We start from the raw sequence: 18,959 nt of genomic DNA on the forward strand, positions 1-18,959 counted from the left end.
ACTCAGTCATTGCCCCGAGGGGTCCTTCCGCGCCGCTGGAGCGCGTGCCGACGGGCCTCCGCGCGCGATTGATGCTTCACGTCCGACGCAGGCTCGGGACGAGCCTCGGCCTGCAGCCTGCGGGCGAGCTCGTGGACGGTGGGATGTTCGAAGAAGTGGGTGATGGGGACGTCCTGTCCCAGCGCCTCCCGCAGCCGCGAGCACGCGCGCACCGCGCTCAGCGAGCTGCCGCCCAGGTCATCGAAGAAGTGGGCATGCACGTCCACCTCGGGCAGCCCCAGCGCCTCCGCCCAGGCGCGTGCCGCCACCTCCTCCAGGGACGTGCGCGGCTTGCCCTCCGTCGACACGGTGAGCGATGGCCGCGGCAGCGCCCGCACGTCCACCTTGCCCGTGGCCAGCAGCGGAAGCGCCTCCACCGGGACGATGTCGACCGGAATCATGTGCTCGGGGAGCTGCTCGCGCAGCCTCGCCCTGAGCGCTCCCGGAACAAGGGCGTCCCCCGGCGGTGGCACGACGTACGCGACCAGCCGCGGTTCGCCGTCTCCGGACGGGCGCCACGCGGTGACGTGGGCCTGGCACATGCCGGCCAGGACACGCAGCGCCGTCTCCACCTCGCCCGGCTCGATGCGGAAGCCACGAATCTTCAGCTGCGTGTCCGCACGCCCCTGGAAGTCCAGCCGGCCGTCCGCGCGGAGGCGGGCCAGGTCCCCGGTGCGGTAGAGACGGGCACCGGGCTCGCCACCAAAGGGGTCTGGAATGAAGCGCTCCGCCGTGAGGTCCGGCCGGTCCAGGTAGCCGCGGGCCACCGAGGGGCCTCCCACGTACAGCTCGCCTGCCACCCCGATGGGAACAGGCTGGAGCGCCTCGTCGAGCACGTAGGTGTCCACATGGGGCATGGAACGCCCGATGTGGGGAGGGCCCACTTCATCCGGCGTGACGAGGCCCCACGTCGCGCCCACCGTCACCTCGGTCGGGCCATAGCCGTTGTAGAAGGCACGGCCCTCCGCGAAGCGGGCCACGAGGCTCGCCGGGCACGCCTCCGCGGCCACCATGAACATCGACAGGTCCGGGAGCGGCCCTTCCGGCAGGAGCGCCGCGACGGGAGGCGGCAGCGTCGCCGAGGTGATGCGCTGCTCGCGCAGCATCCGGTACAGCGCCTCGCCCGCGGGAGGGCCGCCGGGAGACAGGTGCAGCGCGCCGCCCGAGGCCAGCGCCAGGAAGTAGTCCCACGCCGACATGTCGAACGCGGGTGAGGCGAACTGCAGCACCCGCGAGCCGGGCCCGACGGGCAGGTCGGTGACCATCGACTCGCACAGGTGCGCGGTGCCGCGGTACGGCACCACCACGCCCTTGGGCGTGCCCGTGCTCCCGGACGTATAGGTGATGTACGCCGCGCAATCCGGGGGTGGCTCTCCGGCCCCCAGCGCGGCGCTGACAGGCGCGTCGTCGCCATCGCCGTGCGCCTCCCATGGCAGCAGCGTCACCCCTTCGGGCAACACCAGCCGCTGGGCATAGCGCTCCTGCGCCAGCAGCAAACGCGCGCCCGAGTCCGCCAGCGTCCACGCCACCCGCGCGGGAGGATAGGAAGGCTCCTGTGGCACCGCCGTGCCTCCGGCCTTCAAGATCGCGAGGAAGGCGACGACCTGCTCGGGGCTGCTGCGCTCCAGCAACGTGCCGACGCGCACCTCGGGCCCGACACCGTGGCGCCGCAGGCGCGCGGCGAGCCGGTTCACCCACGCCGCCAGCTCCCGGTAGGACCAGCTCGACGCCCCCGCGACGAGCGCGGGCGCATCCGGCGTCTTCTCGGCCCAGGCCTCGATTCGCGGCAGGATGCCTGGCACGGGGGCGCCCCGCGTGTCCTGCGTCCTCCGTCCCAGCGCCAGCACGGCGCGGCGTTCGTCGGACTCCAGCAGGGGCAGGTCGCCCAGCGGCGCGTCCGGCCGCGCGACGGCGGACTCCAGCAGCGCCCCCAGGTGGCGCGCCATGCGGGCGGCGGTCGCGGCATCGAAGAGGCCGGCGCAGTACTCCAGCCTCCCCACGAAGGTCCCCTCCAGCTCCGCCATCATCAGCGCGACGTCGAAGGCCGCGCCGGGATGGTTCAGGGGAACGGACTCCACCGTCAGTTCGCCCAGCCGGGCACGCGCCCCCGACGCCCCGACGGCGAACGCGCCCAGGAGCTCGCTCCCGGGGCAGGTGGACTGCAGGGCGAACATCGTCTGGAAGACGGGCGCGCGCGACGGGTCGCGCCGGGGCTGAAGCTGCTCGACGAGCCGCGCGAAGGGCAGCTCCTGATGCGCCAGCGCCTCCAGCACGGTGGTCCGGACCTGCGCCACCAGGCCCGAGAAGGACAGCGTGCGCGGCACCCGGGCACGCAGCGCCACGGGGTTGACGAAGTAGCCCACCTGCCGGGACAGGTCCGCTCGCGGGCGGCCCGCCGTGGGCGTGCCGACGATGAGGTCCTCCTGCCCCGAATAGCGGCGCAGGAACGCCAGGTAGCCGGCCAGCAGCACCATGAACGGCGTGGCGCCGTGGGCCTGGGCCAGGGCCTTGAGCTGCGTGGACGTCTCTCGCGGCATCCGGAAGGACACCTGCGCGCCTCGGAAGGACTGGAGCCGCGGCCGGGGAAACGACGTGGGTAGGTCCAAGACAGGCAGCTCCCCGCCCAGCCGCTCGCGCCACCAGGCCAGGAGCGCTTCGCCCCGCGGCCCCGTGGTCCGCTGCGCCAACGTCAGGAGAACGGGCGACACGGGGGGCGCTGGTGGCGGCAGATCCGCGGGCGTGCCTCGGACCTCCGCCGTGTAGAGCGCGCCCAGCTCCGCGGCAATCACCTCCAGCGACCAGAAGTCCGTGACCAGGTGGTGCATGGCGAGCAGCAGCACGTCCCCCTGAGGCGCCCCGGTGTAGAGCCGGGCGCGCACCAGCGGCCCCCGCTCCAGGTCGAAGGCCGCCTGCGCCTCCGCCTCCAGCCGCTCCCGCAGCGCGTCCTCCGTCCATGTGGATGCATCCACCCGCGCCAGCTCCGGCGGCGTGGCGCACGGCATCCTCGCTGGCGCCCCCTGCACCTCGGGGAACGCGGAGCTCAGCGCGGGATGACGCGCCACCAGCGCGGAGAACGCGCGTGTCAGCGCATCGGCGTCCACCGGCGCGACGAAGCGCACCGCTTGCGACACGAGATAGGCCTTGCTGCCCGGTGCGATGCGCTGGAGGAACCACAGCGCCTGCTCTCCCTCGGAGACGAAGGTCACGGGGGCGGCGGACGCGACGGACGCCAGCGCTCCGGGAGGTGCGTCCGCGCCCTCGGTCCTGGCCCGCTCGACCCATTGCGCCAGGTCGCGCAGGCTCTGGCCCTGGAGCAGTGACGCGATGGGCGGCGCCACGCCCCACGCGGCGTCCACGGCGTGCAACACCTCCAGCGCCCGCAGCGAATCGAGCCCATGGTGCAGCAGGGGCACGTCCTCACGCAGGGCCGCGCCGTGGACGCCCAGGAGCGACGCCAGGCGGGAACGGAGCACCGTGAGCACGTCTCCCGTCTCGGGCACCGTGTCCAGGGACGCCGCCGTCAGGTCCTCCTTCCAGGCGTGCACCACGTCCAGCGCGCCCGCCAGGAAGGCCTCGCGGGTGGCGCGCCGCTGCACCTTGCCGCTCGACGTCTTCGGCAGCGTCCCGGCGGCGATGAGCACCACGGCATGCGCGGCCAGGCCATGCACTTCGCCGAGCGCCGCGCGGATGCTCGCGACCACCTCGGCTCCGGCCTCGGGCGTGGCCACCTTCGCGGCCACCTCCTGCACCAGCACCAGCCGCTCCTCGTCGTCCACGTCCACGGCGAACGCGGCGGCACACCCGGGACGCACGCCGGGATGGCAGCGATCCGCGGCGTGCTCCAGGTCCTGCGGGTAGTAGTTGAGCCCGCGCAGCACCAGCACGTCCTTCAAACGGCCCGTGATGAAGACCTCGCCGCCGTCGAGGACCGCCAGGTCACCGGTGCGCAGGTAGGGCCCCTCTCCCGAATCCGACAGCCGGCCGTGGAACGTGCGTTCCGTCTCCTCGGGGCGCTGCCAGTACCCATCCGCCACGCTCGGTCCGCGCACCCAGAGCTCGCCGATGCGGCCCGGCGCACAGGGGCGGCCGGTGTCCGGGTCCACCACCCGCGCGTCCTGGCCCCCCAGCACCTGGCCACAGCCCACCAACACCGTCGCCGGCGTGTCCTCTTCGGGGGCCCGTGCCTCACCGCGCAGCAGGCCGTCGCGAGCGAAGCGCCGTACCACCGGCACCGCCGAGCGCTCACCACCCGAGACGATCAGCGTCCCCTCCGCGAGCCCGTAACACGGAAAGAAGGCCTCACGCCGGAAGCCCGCCGGGGCGAAGGCTTCCGCGAAGCGCTCCAGCGTGTCAGCCCGCACGGGCTCCGCGCCGCTGAACATCACCTCCAACCGGCTCAGGTCCAGCGCCGCGCGCTGCTCGGGCGTCGTCTTGCGCACGCACAGGTCGAACGCGAAGTTGGGCGCGCCGCAGACCGAAGCGCCGAAGCGCGATATCGCCTCCAGCCACGTCAGCGGGCGCTGGAGGAAGGCCATGGGAGGCAACAACACCGTGGGCACATCCCGGAACAGTGCCTGGAGCAGCCCTCCAATCAGCCCCATGTCGTGATACGGCGGCAGCCAGTAGGCGCCCACCGGATGGGGCCGCGTGTCGAATGCCCGGGTAATCATCCAGGAGTTGTGCAGCAGGTGCCGGTGCCGCAGCACCACGCCTCGCGGCGTCCCCGTCGAACCCGACGTGTATTGCAGGAACGCCACCGAGTCGCCCCGCAGGTCCGGCGCGCGCCACGCCCCCGCCTCGCTCACGGGCACGGCGTCCGTGGCCAGCCAGCGCAGCGCCCGCAGGTCCGGCGCCCCCTCCGTGAGGGACTCCACCATGCCCGCGATGCCAGACGTCGTCAGCGCCACCCGGGCGCCACAGTCCGCCACCAGCGCCTGGAGCCGGGGCAAGGTGCGCCCCAGCCGCATCGGGTCCGGAGGATAGGCCGGCACAGCCACCACGCCCGCATAGAGGCAGGCCAGGAACCCCAGGGTGTAGTCGAAGCCCGGAGGGTACAGCAGCAACGCGCGCTCACCCGGCGCCAGATGCCGTTGCAGCAGCGCCGCCACCGCGCGTGCGTTCGCATCCAACGCCGCGTACGAGAGGGCCCGCTCTCCCGAACTGTCGAGAAATGTATAAATCCAGTCATCCGGCTGCGCGGCGGCACGGGCCCGACACACCTCCACGAAGGTGGCATCCTCTGGGCAGACGAAGTCGGAGGCGGGGTCGGCGCGGGTCGGAAGGTGCATGTCGAGAGTCCCGGAGCACTGCCTGAGGCACCGCCCGGAACGCCGCAGCGCGTCCCCTGCTGGAAGCACGAGGGGCACGCTCCACACCGTTCCCGGACAGCGCCCCTCGGATTCCGGGTCGATATATCAAATTCGTATTAATCAGAAAAGACATCCGACGCGCACGACCCGGTCTTTCAAGCTATGAGCGGCACCCTGGCCGACACGTATCGCCATTCATTGACGCTGCAGGATTGAGGAGCGAACGGAATGAAATACACCAATCTCGGACGCACGGGCCTGCGGGTGTCTCGGCTCTGCCTGGGCTGCATGAGCTACGGCACGCCCGCGTGGCGCCCCTGGGTGCTGGACGAAGAGGCCGCGCAGCCCTTCTTCCGCCGCGCCGTCGAGCTGGGCATCAACTTCTTCGACACGGCCGACATGTATTCACTGGGCGCCAGTGAGGAAATCACGGGCCGTGCCCTGCGCCGCTACGCGCGCATGGACGAGGTGGTGCTGGCCACCAAGGTCTACTTCCCCATGGGGGACGGGCAGAACATGCGGGGCCTGTCGCGCAAGCACATCGTCCAGGGCTGCGAGGCGAGCCTGAAGCGGCTGGGCGTGGAGGCCATCGACCTCTATCAAATCCACCGCATGGACCCGAACACGCCGCTGGAGGAGACGCTGGCCGCGCTGGATCAGCTCGTGAGCCAGGGCAAGGTGCGCTACCTGGGCGCGTCCTCCGCGTACGCCTGGCAGTTCGCGCGGGCGCTGGGCATCGCGGACCTGCACGGCTGGACGCGCTTCGTGTCCATGCAGGGCCACTACAACCTCGTCTACCGGGAAGAGGAGCGGGAGATGCTCCCCCTCTGCGAGGCCGAGGGCATTGGCGTCATTCCCTGGTCTCCGCTGGCGCGCGGCCTGCTCGCGGGCTCGCGCAAGTCGCTGAAGGATCGGGACGCCACGACGCGGGCGAAGTCGGACACGCTGTCCCCCATGCTCTACGACCAGCCCGGGGACTGGGACGTGGTGGAAGCGAACCGGAGCGTCGCGGAGAAGCGCAACGTGCCTCCCGCGCAGACGGCGCTGGCCTGGCTCCTGTCCCGGCCCGCCGTGACGGCGCCCATCATCGGGGCCACGAAGCTGGAGCACCTGGAGGACGCCGTGCGCGCGCTGGACCTCAAGCTGACGCCCGAGGAGCTCAAGGCCCTGGAGGCTCCCTACAAGCCGCACGCCGTGCGCGGCCTCTGAGCTGGCCATCGAGGAGGCCGGCGCCCGCACGCCGCGCCTCCCCTGCCCCGGGGCTCAGAGGTAGGTACGCACCGGATGCATGCGCAAGGAGGCTTCCAGCGCGGCCTTCGGACCCGCGCCGCCATAGACGACCGCCTCGATGCGGTTGACGGAGGGCGAGAAGGGGCTGGCGGGCACGCATTGGGCGCGCGCCTCCGCCAGGGCCAGCTCCGGCCGGACCTGCTGGATGCGGTACGTCATGGGCGGGACATAGTCGACGTCGGCCTGGAAGGCATACCGCGACAGGGACTGCGTCACGCGCGCATAGCCGCAGGAGATGCTCCTGCGGAACGGGTCCTGCGTCACCGAGTCCCGCACCTGGCTCTCGGGCCTCGCGCTCCTCCCGGTGGGGGCCCCGGTGTAGACCTGCCGGACGAGCCGCTTGGTCATGACGCTCCCGCATCCGAACTCCAGGGAGCTGAAGGCGAAGTCCCGCAGCGCCAGCGGCGCCTGGGGGTCCGGGAGCGGTTCCGGCGCGTCCTTCGGGACCGCTTCGAGCTCCGACTCGGGCACCAGCGGCGTGCTGCACTCCAGCGCCTGCTCCCCCTGCTTCGTCACGAAGACCACCTGCAGGTCGCTGACGTACCGCGCGCCCGAGGCCTCCGCCCGTTCGAGCAGTGCCAGCACCAGCTCGCTTCCGTCCTGGCCTTGCTCGAAGGGCATCGAGATGGCCCAGGGCTCCATGCTCGCGCGCTGCGACACATCCGCCGGCGCGAACACCACCGGGTCCGCGCGCCGCGTGCCATGCGCACACCCCACCAGGACCGACAACGAAACCGCCAGGAGCGAAGAACGCATCGGATGTCCTCCCTGAATCAGCTTCCACCATAACCCGGTCCCGAGGTGCGGGCAGCCCAGGCCCCCGGCCGCTTCATCAAGTCGTCGTGGCGCAAGCATCTGGCCGGCCTCCGATATGTCCGCGCACCGTGTGCGTTCCCCACCCTCACCGCTCCGGGCGCCCCCACCGGTGGAGCTGCTGCCGCAGCCACGCCGCGGCGGCGCGGAGATCCGCCTCCAGGTGGATGCGCGCTTCCGCCCGCTCCCGTGCCCCAGGCAGCTGAAGCACGGCCTCCGGTGCCAACGTTGCCATCCACCCATCCGCCCACGGCGTGGAGAGCACGCGGCCCCGGCTGAGGTGGATGCGAAACGCGATGCCCAGGAAGGCCTGCGCCGCCACCGCCCCCAGCGCGATGATCAGCCGTGGGCGCACCCGCGCCACCACCGCGGACAGCCCATGCCGGCACGAGCGGCCCTCCCCCTCCAGCGAGGCGCCGCGCTCCGTCCCACATCCCGGACGACACGGCACCACGACATGGGCGGCATCCGCCGACGGCCGCGGCAACCCCGCGCGCCCCAGCACCACGTCCAGAAGCTGGCCCGCCGGCCCCGCGAAGCAAGGCGGCTCACCACTCCGCGGCGCCGCCCCCACCCACAGCAGGGGCATGCGCGCCGGCTCCGGCTCGGGGCGCGGAGGCCGAGGCACCGCGCCGCGGAGGACCTCCGCCGGGAGGCGCCCGCCATCCTCGAAGGTCAGCCGCTCCCGGTCCCAGTGTACGCACGCCTCCGGGGTGAACAGGCTCCACGAGAAGGTGGGGAAGCGCCGCACGAGGAACGGCGCCACCTCCCGGAGGATGGCGTGCTCGGGTTGGAACCACGCGACATGGTGCGCCCCACCGTCCCGCCACACCCGCCGGAAGCGGACGGCTGCCGTCATGGCCTGCACGTCCCGCCGGACCGCCTGCTCCATCCACCGCAGCCGCCGCACGTCCGGGTCGTCATGCCGATGAAGCAGCTCCGGCTCCCCATGTGTCAGCCGCCAGAGCACCCGGTACAGCAGCGCCCAGCGCGCCGGAGCGCGGTGGCACACCACCGTCCGCGCCAGCCCCAGGAAGTCCCGTGGCAGCGCGGGGGCGAGCCGCCCACAGGCCTCCCACCGCACCGCCGCCCGAAGCGCGTCTGTCTGACCGCGGACCTCCTCGAAGCGCACCCGCTCCGGAGGTTCCTCCCGCGCCAACAGCCCGCGGGCCACCACCCGGAACGTTCCCAGGTCCGGCGCCACGCTCACCCGCGTCAGCCACCGGGCCGGAGGCGCCGCGTCCTCCACCGCGGCGCGCGGGCCTGGAGCGCGGGCCCTCCAGGCGCCGGAGACAGCCTTCCCTTCCTGACGGACATCCATCCGCCACGTCCTACCCAACCCGTCTGACATCCCCCATCCGGCCTGGGACGTCCTGTCCGCTCGCCGCGCTCACGGCTCCTTCGCCAGCGCGTCCACCTGCTCCTGGAGCTTCACCGTGTCCGCGAAGAAGTCATCCACCGGCTCGGTGCCCACCAGCCGGAAGGCCGGCGGCAACAACGCCCGGCGGAAGCCCAGCTCCGTGCTGAACGACTCGTTGCCCAGCCACTCGTCCGCGCGCGACAGGGCGCCGAACGTCAAGGTGACCACGGCGATGACCCGGACGAGCCGCGCGGACTCCATCTTCGTCACGTAGCGCAGGTGCCAGTAGAGCCCCCACGCCATCAACGCCAGGAACGCGGCGTGGTGGGCCCAGGACAGGTTCCCGCTCACCCCCAGGCTGAAGCCCACCAGCGTGAGCAGGGGCTGGATGAGGACGGCGCCCAGCAGCACCAGCGCGGCCACGGTGGCGTGCGTGCGGAAGTGGAACTGCCGGCGCGCGATGCGGCTCGCCATGGACCAGCCTCCGGCCCACAGGAAGGTGATGCCCAGCGGCACCACCAGCGCCACCGTCAGCTCCCCCCAGTCCGTGCGCCCGTAGTTGGTCAGGTAGCCCTCCAGCAGGCTGGCGCCGAGCAGCGCCTGCAGGGACAGCGAGAAGGAGCGCGGCCGCTCGAACACGCGAGGCCGCGGCGCGGTGGGCGCCGCCGCGATGACCGTCTTCTCCACCGGGTGGCTGCGCGCGCGGAAGCGCAGGATGGTGTCACCCACCGACACGCGGGTATCGGACGCCAGCTCCAGCTCCGCCAGCTGCGCCCACGGCTCCACGCGGTAGGTGCCGTTCTGGCTGCCCACGTCGCGCAGCACCAGCGCGCCGTCCTCGCGGCGCTCGATGCGCAGGTGCTCGGCGGACACCTTCGGGTCGTCGAGGATGACGTCGTTGCCGTAGCCCCGCCCCACGCTGACGGGGAAGCGCTCCAGGCGGTGGCGGGCCTGGACGACCTCCCCCTCCAGCACCTCCAGGAAGATCACTCCGTCCACGACAGCCCCTCCAGGTACCGGCGCGCCAGCTTGCGGCCGTTGTCCGCGGTGAAGCCCGCCAGCGTGAGCGACGTGTCCACGCCGCTGGTGCTGGCGTTGAGCGTGGCCGCGCGCAGCACCAGGTCGTAGAGGCCGGGGAACTTCCGGTAGGCGCGCATGCACAGCGCGGCGCGCACCGGCAGGCCCGCGACGTCCACGAACTCCGACTGGCAGCGGTAGTTGGTGACGTCCTGCCGCGTGGCCTCCACGGCGTCCGGGTCCTGCGAGAAGAGCGCGCTGTAGAGCGACGAGAAGCGCAGCGCCCCCAGCTGCTGGCTGGTGGCGTGTTGATGCAGGAAGGCCACCACGCCCGTCCGGTGCCGCGAGGACACGAAGATGTCCTCCTCCGACGAGCACTGGTAGTTCGTCACCGTGTACGGCACCTCCGGGTCATGCGGCGTGTCGCCCCAGCACTTGAGGAAGGCGCTCCACCGGCCGGGGACGCGGTAGCTCCCCAGCGCCTGCTGCGGCACCGGCTCGCCCATCAGCCGCTCCGTGACGCGCTGCTGGTTCTCCAAAAGCTGCACGCGCACCGTCTCCAGCAACGCCTGCGCCCCGGTGTCCTTGGCCTCGAGCGCGCGAGCGAGCAGCGCCCGCGCATGCTTCACCGGGACCAGGAAGCCCACCTGGTTGCCCATGGTCGCCACGTTGACGCCCACCACGCGACCTTCCCCCGTGAGGGTGGGCCCCCCGCTCATGCCTGGGTTGATGGCGCCGCTGAAGTGCAGCCGCTCGTACAGCGCGTCGCGGATGTAGCCGTTGTAGGTGCCCTCGACGATGGTGGTCCCCAGGTCGCGGGGGTTGCCCATGGCGAACAGGCGCGTGCCCTGCGGCGGCTCGCGCTCGTCCAGGTCGAAGAAGTGCTCCACCGGCGTCGCCATCTGGATGATGGCCAGGTCGTGCACGACGTCCACGTCCAGCAGCCGCACGGGCATGGGCTCCGTGCCGCCCTTCAGCACCAGCTCCGCCGTGTAGTCCTCCGGGTGGATGACCACGTCGGAGATGACGTGGTAGTTCGTCACCGCGTGCCCGTTGGCCGACACGAAGAAGGCCGACCCGATGGACGAGCGCGTGCCGGAGCGCCGCTCGATGATGCGCACCTGGGCGACCTGCCCCTCGATGCGCTGAAACAGCTCGTGCGTGGCCGGTGGCAACGCGCCCAGGGGCACCACGGGTGAGGCGGTTTCCGGCGCACCCGGCGCCGGAAGCGGGCTCGGCTCAGCTGGCGCCACCGGCGATTGCGTGAGCACCGCTGCGAGGATGAAGGCAAACATGGATGCGGCGCACCCTACCCCACCGCGCCTTCCGTGGGACGTCCGGACGCAGCCCCCCAACCGCGAACGGGTGACAGCCGCCAGGCGGGCATCCGGGCGGTCCGTCCACCGCGTGACGCAAGCCCGCGCCGCGGGTCCCTGGCCTGCCCGCGTCACGGCCCCCATCTTCGTCCTCCGGGTGGGGGAGCCGACATGCGTCACAGCCAGTGGGGTGGCGTGCGCAGGCGGGCGCCAAGATGGCGAATGGCCGCGCTCCTGGTGTCTCACCTGCCCTCGCTGGCCCTGTCCGCCGCCTACCCCGCAGACGCGCCCCTCCACGCCGACGAGGAGGTCGCGCCCCCGCAGCGGCCCCGCCAGTTCTGGTGGGCCCTGGGCGAGGTGACGGCCATCAACCTGGCGGTGTGGACCTTCGATCGCTTTGTCCTCCAAAAGGAATGGGCACGCGTGAGCCTGGACACGTGGGGGACGAACCTCCGCAACGGCTTCGTCTGGGACAAGGACGATTTCACCACCAACCAGTTCGCCCACCCCTACCACGGCGCGGCGTACTTCAATGCCGCGCGGGACCACGGCTTCGGCTACTGGGGCGCCGCGGGCTTCACGCTCCTGGGCAGCCTTCAATGGGAGCTGTTCGCCGAGCACAAGCTGCCGTCATTCAACGACCTCATCAACACCACCGTGGGCGGCTGGGCGCAGGGCGAGGCCATCTACCGGCTGTCTTCCATGCTGCTGGACCAGCGTGACACGGGGACTCGCCGCATCGCTCGCGAGGTCACCGCGGGCATGCTCAACCCCGTCCGTGGCTTCAACCGGGTGGTGCGCGGCGACGCCTGGCGCAGCGCCCCCACGCCCGAGGCGTGGCAGCCGCCCGTGTTCGCGTCGCTGGCGCGCTCGGGCTACCTGAACATCGACGCGGGCAAGACGCTCAACCAGTTCTTCGCGGAGCTGGACCTGCGCTACGGCGATGCCCTGCGCTTCCCGGTGGAGGCGCCGTTCGATGCCTTCAGCATGGGCGTGCAGTTCACCTCCGGCGAGGGCCGTCTCATCAGCCGCGCCGAGGTGAAGGGCGCGCTGGCGATGCTTCCGCTCGAGAACGGCGGGAACGAGCGCATCCTGCTGGGGGCCTTCCAGCACTTCGACTTCAACGACACCCAGGCGTATGAGCTGGGGGGACAGTCGCTCGGAGCGGGGCTCGTCTACCGCTACCTGACGCGGGAGGGCCGCGAGCTGCGCCTGTCGCTCCATCTGCGGGGGCTGGTGCTCGCCGGCATCTCCTCCGAGTACGCCGAGCTGATAGGCCGGGACTACGACTACGGCCCGGGCCTGGGCTTGCATGTCGAGGTCTCCTACGGACGCTGGCCGTGGGAATACCTCAAGTTCGACGCGGGCACGACGTGGATCCACTCGCTGAACGGAGCGGACGGAAACCACCTGGCACACGAGGGCACGCTGCTGCTGGACGTGCCGCTCTTCGCCAACGTGGGCATCGGTGCCAGCTTCACCTTCTTCGAGCGAAACAGCTTCTTCCGCGACTACGACACGGTCTCCCGAAGCATCCCGCAGGTCCGCGTGTTCCTCTCCGTGCACTGACGGCGCGCGTGGGGTACATGTGGCTTGGCGGTCCGTGACGCAGTCGGTAGTGTCGCGCGCGGGCCATGATGCGGCACGGCCATCGGTGCTGGCAGGCCAGGAGTCTCCCCATGAACCGTCCGATGCCGTCGCTCCCCTCGTCCGCCACTGAAACCCGGATGGTGGACATGGTGTTTCCCGACCAGGCCACGCACTCCGGTGTGCTCTTCGGCGGGCAGGCGTTGCGGATGATGGACATGTCCGCGTTCATCACCGCGAGCCGCTACACGCGGCGGAACATCGTCACCGCCTCCAGCGAGCGCGTCGACTTCCACATCCCCGTGCGCCAGGGCCAGCTCGTGGAGCTGGTGGGCCGGGTGGTGTCCACCGGGAGGACGTCGCTCACCGTGGAGGTCGAGCTGTTCGCCGAGGAGCTGCTCACCGGCGTCCGGGAGCTGTGCACGCGAGGGCGCTTCATCATGGTGGCGCTGGACGAGAACCACAAACCGACGCCCGTCCCTCCGCTCGCCCCCGAGCCCACGTAGCGCCGCCTCGTCTTCCCGCGCGGCACGCTCTCCCCCCGTCACGGGGCCTGGCCCGCCGCGTGGCGCAGACGTCGGCGACGCCAGGCCGTGTACGAGACAGCCAGCGCGCCAGCCAGGGCACCCGCCAGCGCGCCGAGCACCCGGCGTGGCACGGGCCCCGCGACATTCGACGGCTCGTGGCGGAAGGTCTCCAGTGACGCGCGCACCTGGGGCGCCAGCGCCTGCCAGCGCACCGCGGGGGCGCTCACTGTCACCACCGCGTGCTCGCCTTCCGAGGCCAGGCCCGCGACGAGCACGGTGCGTACCTGTCCCGCCTCGCGCAGGGTGCCCAGGAACTCCACGCGTGGCGTCGTGCCGCCCAGGCGCTCCACGCGCTCGGGTGTCAGCTGGAGCCCCAGCTCCCGCTGGTAGTGCTGCATCACCGCCGAGGCGAAGTCGTCCCGGTCCGAGGGGCTCGCGCTGAAGCCGCGCCCCACCACGGAGACGAGCATCGTGGCCGCGTCCGGCCCCTCTCCGTCGGTCAGCGCCGCCGACAGCATGCGCGGCGCGTCCGGCTCCAGCGCCACGGCGCCCACGCGGGAGTCGGCGTACTGCTCCCAGCGCACCATGTGGAAGCCCTCGGGCGGACGGAACTGGTAGCCGTCCCGGCGCAGCTCCGTTCCGAGCGCACCCGACAGCGCCAGCAATCCGACGGCCAGGGAGGTGACGTGCACGACGGGCAGGTTAACCCAATGAAGCCCGCCTCAACGTCGCGTCGCAGCCTCACGACATCCTTGTTTAACCAAGAATCACCAGCTGTTCTGGTGCTGCGACGATTCGCGCTACCACGGTGGCTCGCTCCCCGAGGCTTCAAGGGAATTCCAGCGCGTGAGCAGCCGCATGCACAACCCTCTCGCCGACGTGCAGTGGCCTGCACAAGCGATCTCCCGAGCACCCAGCTTCGGGCGTATTGCGTCGCGGGGCTCCGGCCCCTTGATTGCAATACCATGGTCGCAATGGGACTCCTGAAGGCTCGACACACCTGGCTCTGGCCGTTCCTCTGCTTGTTCGCGTTGTTCGCGCCGGGCGTCAGCCTCGCGGAGAACGGGCCACACCTCCTCGGCAGTCCATCCGCGGAGGGCCCATCTGAGGACGGTCCCCGGCTGCTGGACGCACCGCCGTTGGCCGAACACGATGCCTCGAGCTCCTCCCCGATCATCCGTCTTGCCGCGGAACTGGGGGCCATGGCCTTGACGTCCGTCGTCCTGGCGGTTCCCGGCGCTATCGTCGGCTTCGGCCTCTGTGGCGAACGCTCGGACTGCTCGTCCGCCGCGGGCTATGGCATCCTTGGCGGAGTATCCGTTGGAGCCCCACTGGGGGTCTGGTGGGGTGCGCGTCTGGCGGATGGAAAGGGAACGCTGCTGGGGGCGTTCCTGGGAGCAGGCACGGCGGTCGGCGCATGGACGGTGGCCACGCTGTTCATCACCAATGATGACCTCAAACCGTTAGGGTTCCCCCTCTTCTCGATCATTGGCGCGCTCGTGGGCTACGAGCTGTCCCACGCCATGAACGCACGCCAGGAGAAGATCCCAGCGTTCAGCGTGCAGCCTTCGCTGGCCGTGGGGAGTCGGCATGCGCTGGTGGGACTGCATGGCTCTTTCTGATGCCACTGGCGTGCGTCCATGGGAGGTCGCGGTCTTGAACGAAGCCCGCCCCTCCACATCTGCGGCTCAAGGGTCATCAAGAAGATGGGCAATGACGAGGACTCGCAATGGGCCTGCGTCTCCAGCGCCCGTCGCGAACAACGAGACAGGAGCGAGAACACCACCTCCGCAGAGCCATACCAGCAGAGGGGCCGCTTCATCACTGGGGCTGCCCCTGGGCAGTCGCTGGCGGCGCCCTACCTGTTGCTCGCCGGGCTCATGGCCGCCGAGCTGTCCATGGTGCTGTCCGTCGCGCTCCTGCTCCATGGGCTCGTGGTAACGGTCGCAACCCTCTTCTTGTTTCGCCGTCGACGCTGGGCCTGGCGCGTGTCTTCGGTCCTCGCAGGTGCTGCCTTCGCCACGGGAGCTGGCGCGGCATGGCTCGCCCCTCCCTTGATTGGCGTCCTTCACGCAGTGGGCGCTGCCATCATCCTGGCTTTCCTGCTCGCGGGCCGCCCCGCCATCTCCGGCCTATCTCCGCTCAGCGCCGACTCGCCAGCGCGACAACTCGGGGAGTCATCGGGCCCCCCGAATCAAACTGTCCGTAGCGTTCGGGCCTTCAGCGGTGCACGCTTCGAGGCATGGTCCAGGCATTTCTGAGTACAGTGACGGAGCGGCTCTTGCTCCGGGCCGTCCGCGACAGTGACCTGGATGCGGTGTTCGCGTTGCACGCGGATCCAGAAACGAACCGCTTCAGCGCCAACGCCACCGCCCTCACGCGAGATGAAGCCAGGAGGCTGATGGCGCTGTGGCAGGACGACTGGGCGCACCATGGCGTGGGCTACTGGGTGGTGGAGCGGCGCGATACCCCGGGAGACCTCGTGGGCTTCGGAGGTGTGCGCCACAAGGAGCTCGAAGGGCGCAGGGTGCTGAACCTCGCCTACCGCTTCGCGCCGCGGACCTGGGGTACCGGCTATGCCACGGAGATGGCCCGCACCGCGCTGTCGCTGGCCCGGCGCCACCTGCCCGACATCCCCGTGGTCGCCATCATCCACCCGGAGAACATCGCGTCCATCCGGGTCGCGGAGCGAAGCGGGATGCGCTTCGAGCGGCTCATTGACTACCAGGGTATGCCCAGCCGGCTCTACGTGCCGGTGGCCCCGTAAGACGCGGCAGCCACGAGTCGATTCCACCCACGGGCGCATCTCCCCAACGACTCGGCACTTACGCGCCAACCTGGCAATCGAGCCCCCGTCCCGACGAGCGAATCGTCTTCGCCTACACGATGACCCTCGCCGGAAAGCGCATCTCGTCGTCGCTCGTGACGGTGCAGTTCAGCACCGAGAGCGTCAAGAACGCCTCTCGTGCACCGAGCAGGCGGCGTACTTCGAAGGTGGCTCGAAGGTGGACAGGCCGCCGTTGATGGCCGCGAGGCCGGCACGAAGGCGCTACGCGAGAAGCTGGCACCCGAGCTCACGCGCGAGCACCGGCTGCTCGTCCATTCGAGGCACGCTGTGCCCCGCGGCTGTCACCCTGCTGGCGGCCCCCAGGCGCGGAGTGGAAGCTCCTCGCAGGGACTCAGGTGGCTTCCTGCGTCGACACCCACCAGGTGGTTCCACCTGGGTCGCGGAACCCGCCGCGCTTGTCCCCGTCACCCGCGTTGACCGGGGTCTTGACGGCCACGGCACCGGCGTCGAGCGCTCGCTGGTAGAGCTGGTCCACGTCCGCGACGTACAGGTGCACGTGCGCGGCGACCGCGGGCCAGCCGTCCATGGTGTCGCTCAACATGATGACCGTGTCGTCGATGCGCACCTCGCCGTGCATCAGCCTGCCGTTGTCTCCGGGAATCATGCGCAGCCGCTGCGCTCCGAACACCTGGACGAGGAAGTCGATGGTCCTGAGCGCGCCGTCGACGACCAGGTACGGCGCCACGGATGTGTAACCGTCGGGTTTGTAGGCCATGGGTCCTCCAGGGAAGTCAGCCGCACGAATCGACGGATGAACGTGCCCCCGCTCGCCTGGGGTGGCAAGCGCCAGGGCGCGTCCTCGCAGCAGCGGCGCACCCGCGACCCACCCGCACGGCATGAAACACAGCGGCCCGTGAAACATGGACCGTGACGCCGTCACCCGCTCCAGGAACGGACCGGCAGGCTGCCGAGGCCGCTCAATCCCTCGCACGCCCGGCCCGGCTCCGGATGTCTCACCCGGGCCCGGCAGCGCTCCGTGAGCGCGCCGCCCCTGCCCTCCTGCTGCCTCGCGCGGAGGACACCCCGACGCAGCGTGCGACCTCCCGGTTTTCGCGACTTCGACCCACCATGCCCGTGCGTGTTCGTTGTGACATCCCCGCGCGTCGCGAGTAACCTGCCGGGGAGATGACCCCCGCCGCCAGGGCCGACATGGAGTCACGTGCCGATCGCGCCCTGCGCCGCGGCGAGCTCACCGAAGCGCTCGGATTGTACGAAGCGCTCGTCCGCGCCTTTCCGGACGACGCGACGCTCGCCCACAAGCTCGCCAGCGCACGCGAGCTGCTCCAGCCCGCCGAGCTCGAGGTGCTCGAAGCGGCCCGTGCGGAGGCCCACATCCCGCTGCCCGTGGGCCCCTCCTCCCCCGTCCAGGAGGGCGAGCGCCTCTTCGCCCTGGGGGACTACGCCGGAGCCGCCGCGTGCTACCGCCGCGCACTCCAGGAGCGGCCGGACAGCGAGCTGCTCAAGGAGCGGCTGATCGAGCTGTATGGCCTGGCGCGCGCGATGCCCCTACAGTCACCGACAGATCGGGCCCTCCCCGACAAGCCGGAGCCCCGCCTGCAGGCCCTGCTCGATAGGGTCGCCTCGCGCCGCCGCCTGAAGCGCGACTGAAGGAAGGGCCCGTCACCACTCGCGAATCCGCCCCGGTCGGTGATTCGCGCGTTGCACCCCCTGGGGGGCCCCCCTACAATCAGGTCCGACGTTTCTGTCATGGTGCAGCACCCTCCCTCTGACACCCGCGTCCGACCTGTATGACCCGACCCATGAGACTCGGAGTCCTGACCGGTGGCGGAGACTGCCCCGGCCTCAACGCGCTCATTCGCGGCCTCGTGAAGCGAGGCACGCACGAGTTCGGCCACGAGTTCGTGGGCATCGAGAACGGCTACATGGGCCTGGTGGAGCCGGGGCTCGCCCGCCCGCTCACCGAGGAGGACACGCGCGGCATCCTCCCCAAGGGCGGCACCATCCTGGGGACCTCCAACAAGGCCAACCCGTTCGCCTACGCAACCCGTGAGGACGGGCACTGGGTGGAGCGTGATGTCTCCGACCAGGTCCTCCGCCGCTGCGAGGAGCTGCGCCTGGACGGCCTCATCGCGGTGGGCGGCGACGGCACGCTGTCGATCGGCCACCGGCTCTCCGAGAAGGGCCTCAAGGTGGTCGGCTGTCCCAAGACGATCGACAACGACCTGTCCGGCACGGATCAGACGTTCGGCTTCGACACCGCGCGGCTCATCGTCACCGAGGCGCTCGACCGCCTGCACTCCACCGCCGAGGCCCATGACCGGGTGATGGTGGTGGAGATCATGGGCCGTCACGCCGGCTTCCTCACCCTGGAGAGTGGTATTGCCGGAGGCGCGGACGTCATCCTGATCCCGGAGATTCCGTACCGCGTGGAGGCCGTGGTGGAGAAGCTCCGCCGCCGCGCCACCCGGCGCCGCAGCTTCTCCATCATCGCCATCTCCGAGGGCGCGTTCCCGCAGGGCGGCGAGCTGGCCGTGCTGGACTCGGCGGAGGCCATCCCCGGCCGCGGCGTGGTGCGGCTGGGCGGCTCGGGCAAGGTGCTGGCGGACCTGCTGGCCCGGCACATCGAGGCGGAGATTCGCGTGACGGTGCTGGGCCACCTCCAGCGCGGCGGCAGCCCGAGCGCGGCGGACCGGGTGCTGGCCACCCGCTACGGGTGCAAGGTCCTGGACCTGGTGAGCGCCGGGCAGTGGGACCACATGGTGGCGCTGCGCGCGGGAGAAATCGTCGCGGTGCCCCTGAGCGAATCGCGCAAGGAGCGCCGGGTGGATCCCGCGGGCGAGCTGGTGCGCTTCACCAAGAGCATGGGCATCAGCTTCGGGGACTGAGGGAGTT

General features: G+C 71.1%; 14 protein-coding genes. 7 read left to right on the top strand and 7 right to left on the bottom strand.

The features are described from left to right. Window positions 1–2 precede the first annotated feature (2 nt). Complete coding sequence (locus VZL07_RS35680) at window positions 3–5,327, bottom strand: amino acid adenylation domain-containing protein (protein ID WP_426752409.1); 5,325 nt, start codon at window positions 5,325–5,327, stop codon at window positions 3–5. A 249-nt stretch (window positions 5,328–5,576) separates the two neighbouring features. On the opposite strand from VZL07_RS35680, the gene VZL07_RS35685 reads away from it, so the two are divergent. Further along, window positions 5,577–6,557 (top strand): aldo/keto reductase, encoded by a 981-nt coding sequence (locus tag VZL07_RS35685; protein WP_426752410.1) that lies wholly within the window; start codon window positions 5,577–5,579, stop codon window positions 6,555–6,557. A 54-nt stretch (window positions 6,558–6,611) separates the two neighbouring features. On the opposite strand, the gene VZL07_RS35690 is transcribed toward VZL07_RS35685, so the two are convergent. The 4 genes from VZL07_RS35690 to VZL07_RS35705 form a co-directional block, all read right to left on the bottom strand. Then, complete coding sequence (locus VZL07_RS35690) at window positions 6,612–7,394, bottom strand: hypothetical protein (RefSeq protein WP_426752411.1); 783 nt, start codon at window positions 7,392–7,394, stop codon at window positions 6,612–6,614. 145 nt (window positions 7,395–7,539) lie between these two features. Beyond that, the gene (locus VZL07_RS35695) at window positions 7,540–8,772 is read right to left on the bottom strand and encodes a DUF4130 domain-containing protein (RefSeq protein ID WP_426752412.1); all 1,233 of its coding nucleotides are present in this window, start codon (window positions 8,770–8,772) and stop codon (window positions 7,540–7,542) included. Between the two features lie 69 nt (window positions 8,773–8,841). Then, window positions 8,842–9,810, bottom strand: a complete 969-nt coding sequence (locus VZL07_RS35700; protein ID WP_426752413.1) for an FHA domain-containing protein — start codon at window positions 9,808–9,810, stop codon at window positions 8,842–8,844. Further along, window positions 9,798–11,123 carry a S1C family serine protease gene (locus VZL07_RS35705; protein ID WP_426752414.1) on the bottom strand — a complete coding sequence of 442 codons (1,326 nt, stop codon included), beginning with the start codon at window positions 11,121–11,123 and terminating at the stop codon, window positions 9,798–9,800. The genes VZL07_RS35700 and VZL07_RS35705 overlap by 13 nt, the downstream gene beginning before the upstream one ends. A gap of 243 nt (window positions 11,124–11,366) precedes the next feature. Between VZL07_RS35705 and VZL07_RS35710 the strand changes: the two genes are divergently transcribed. Both VZL07_RS35710 and VZL07_RS35715 read left to right on the top strand, forming a co-directional pair. Next, a complete protein-coding gene (locus tag VZL07_RS35710) occupies window positions 11,367–12,713 on the top strand; it encodes a DUF3943 domain-containing protein (protein WP_426752415.1) in 1,347 nt (448 codons plus the stop codon). A gap of 110 nt (window positions 12,714–12,823) precedes the next feature. Continuing rightward, window positions 12,824–13,237: an acyl-CoA thioesterase gene (locus VZL07_RS35715; RefSeq protein ID WP_426752416.1), complete on the top strand. Its 414-nt coding sequence runs from the start codon at window positions 12,824–12,826 to the stop codon at window positions 13,235–13,237. Window positions 13,238–13,275: 38 nt separating this feature from the next. On the opposite strand, the gene VZL07_RS35720 is transcribed toward VZL07_RS35715, so the two are convergent. Beyond that, window positions 13,276–13,950 carry a hypothetical protein gene (locus tag VZL07_RS35720; RefSeq protein ID WP_426752417.1) on the bottom strand — a complete coding sequence of 225 codons (675 nt, stop codon included), beginning with the start codon at window positions 13,948–13,950 and terminating at the stop codon, window positions 13,276–13,278. A 282-nt stretch (window positions 13,951–14,232) separates the two neighbouring features. Between VZL07_RS35720 and VZL07_RS35725 the strand changes: the two genes are divergently transcribed. Next, complete coding sequence (locus VZL07_RS35725; protein WP_426752418.1) at window positions 14,233–14,880, top strand: hypothetical protein; 648 nt, start codon at window positions 14,233–14,235, stop codon at window positions 14,878–14,880. Between the two features lie 659 nt (window positions 14,881–15,539). Then, window positions 15,540–16,025 (top strand): GNAT family N-acetyltransferase, encoded by a 486-nt coding sequence (locus VZL07_RS35730; RefSeq protein ID WP_426752419.1) that lies wholly within the window; start codon window positions 15,540–15,542, stop codon window positions 16,023–16,025. A gap of 412 nt (window positions 16,026–16,437) precedes the next feature. Here VZL07_RS35730 and VZL07_RS35735 read toward each other — a convergent pair whose 3' ends face one another. After that, a complete protein-coding gene (locus tag VZL07_RS35735) occupies window positions 16,438–16,821 on the bottom strand; it encodes a VOC family protein (protein WP_426752420.1) in 384 nt (127 codons plus the stop codon). Between the two features lie 410 nt (window positions 16,822–17,231). On the opposite strand from VZL07_RS35735, the gene VZL07_RS35740 reads away from it, so the two are divergent. Together VZL07_RS35740 and VZL07_RS35745 are read left to right on the top strand one after the other, a co-directional pair. Beyond that, complete coding sequence (locus VZL07_RS35740) at window positions 17,232–17,714, top strand: tetratricopeptide repeat protein (RefSeq protein ID WP_426752421.1); 483 nt, start codon at window positions 17,232–17,234, stop codon at window positions 17,712–17,714. A gap of 152 nt (window positions 17,715–17,866) precedes the next feature. Then, the gene (locus tag VZL07_RS35745) at window positions 17,867–18,952 is read left to right on the top strand and encodes a 6-phosphofructokinase (RefSeq protein ID WP_426752422.1); all 1,086 of its coding nucleotides are present in this window, start codon (window positions 17,867–17,869) and stop codon (window positions 18,950–18,952) included. Window positions 18,953–18,959: the final 7 nt, after the last annotated feature.

The sequence above is a fragment of the Pseudomyxococcus flavus genome (assembly GCF_050038885.1).
In the GTDB taxonomy this organism is placed as follows: domain Bacteria; phylum Myxococcota; class Myxococcia; order Myxococcales; family Myxococcaceae; genus Myxococcus; species Myxococcus flavus.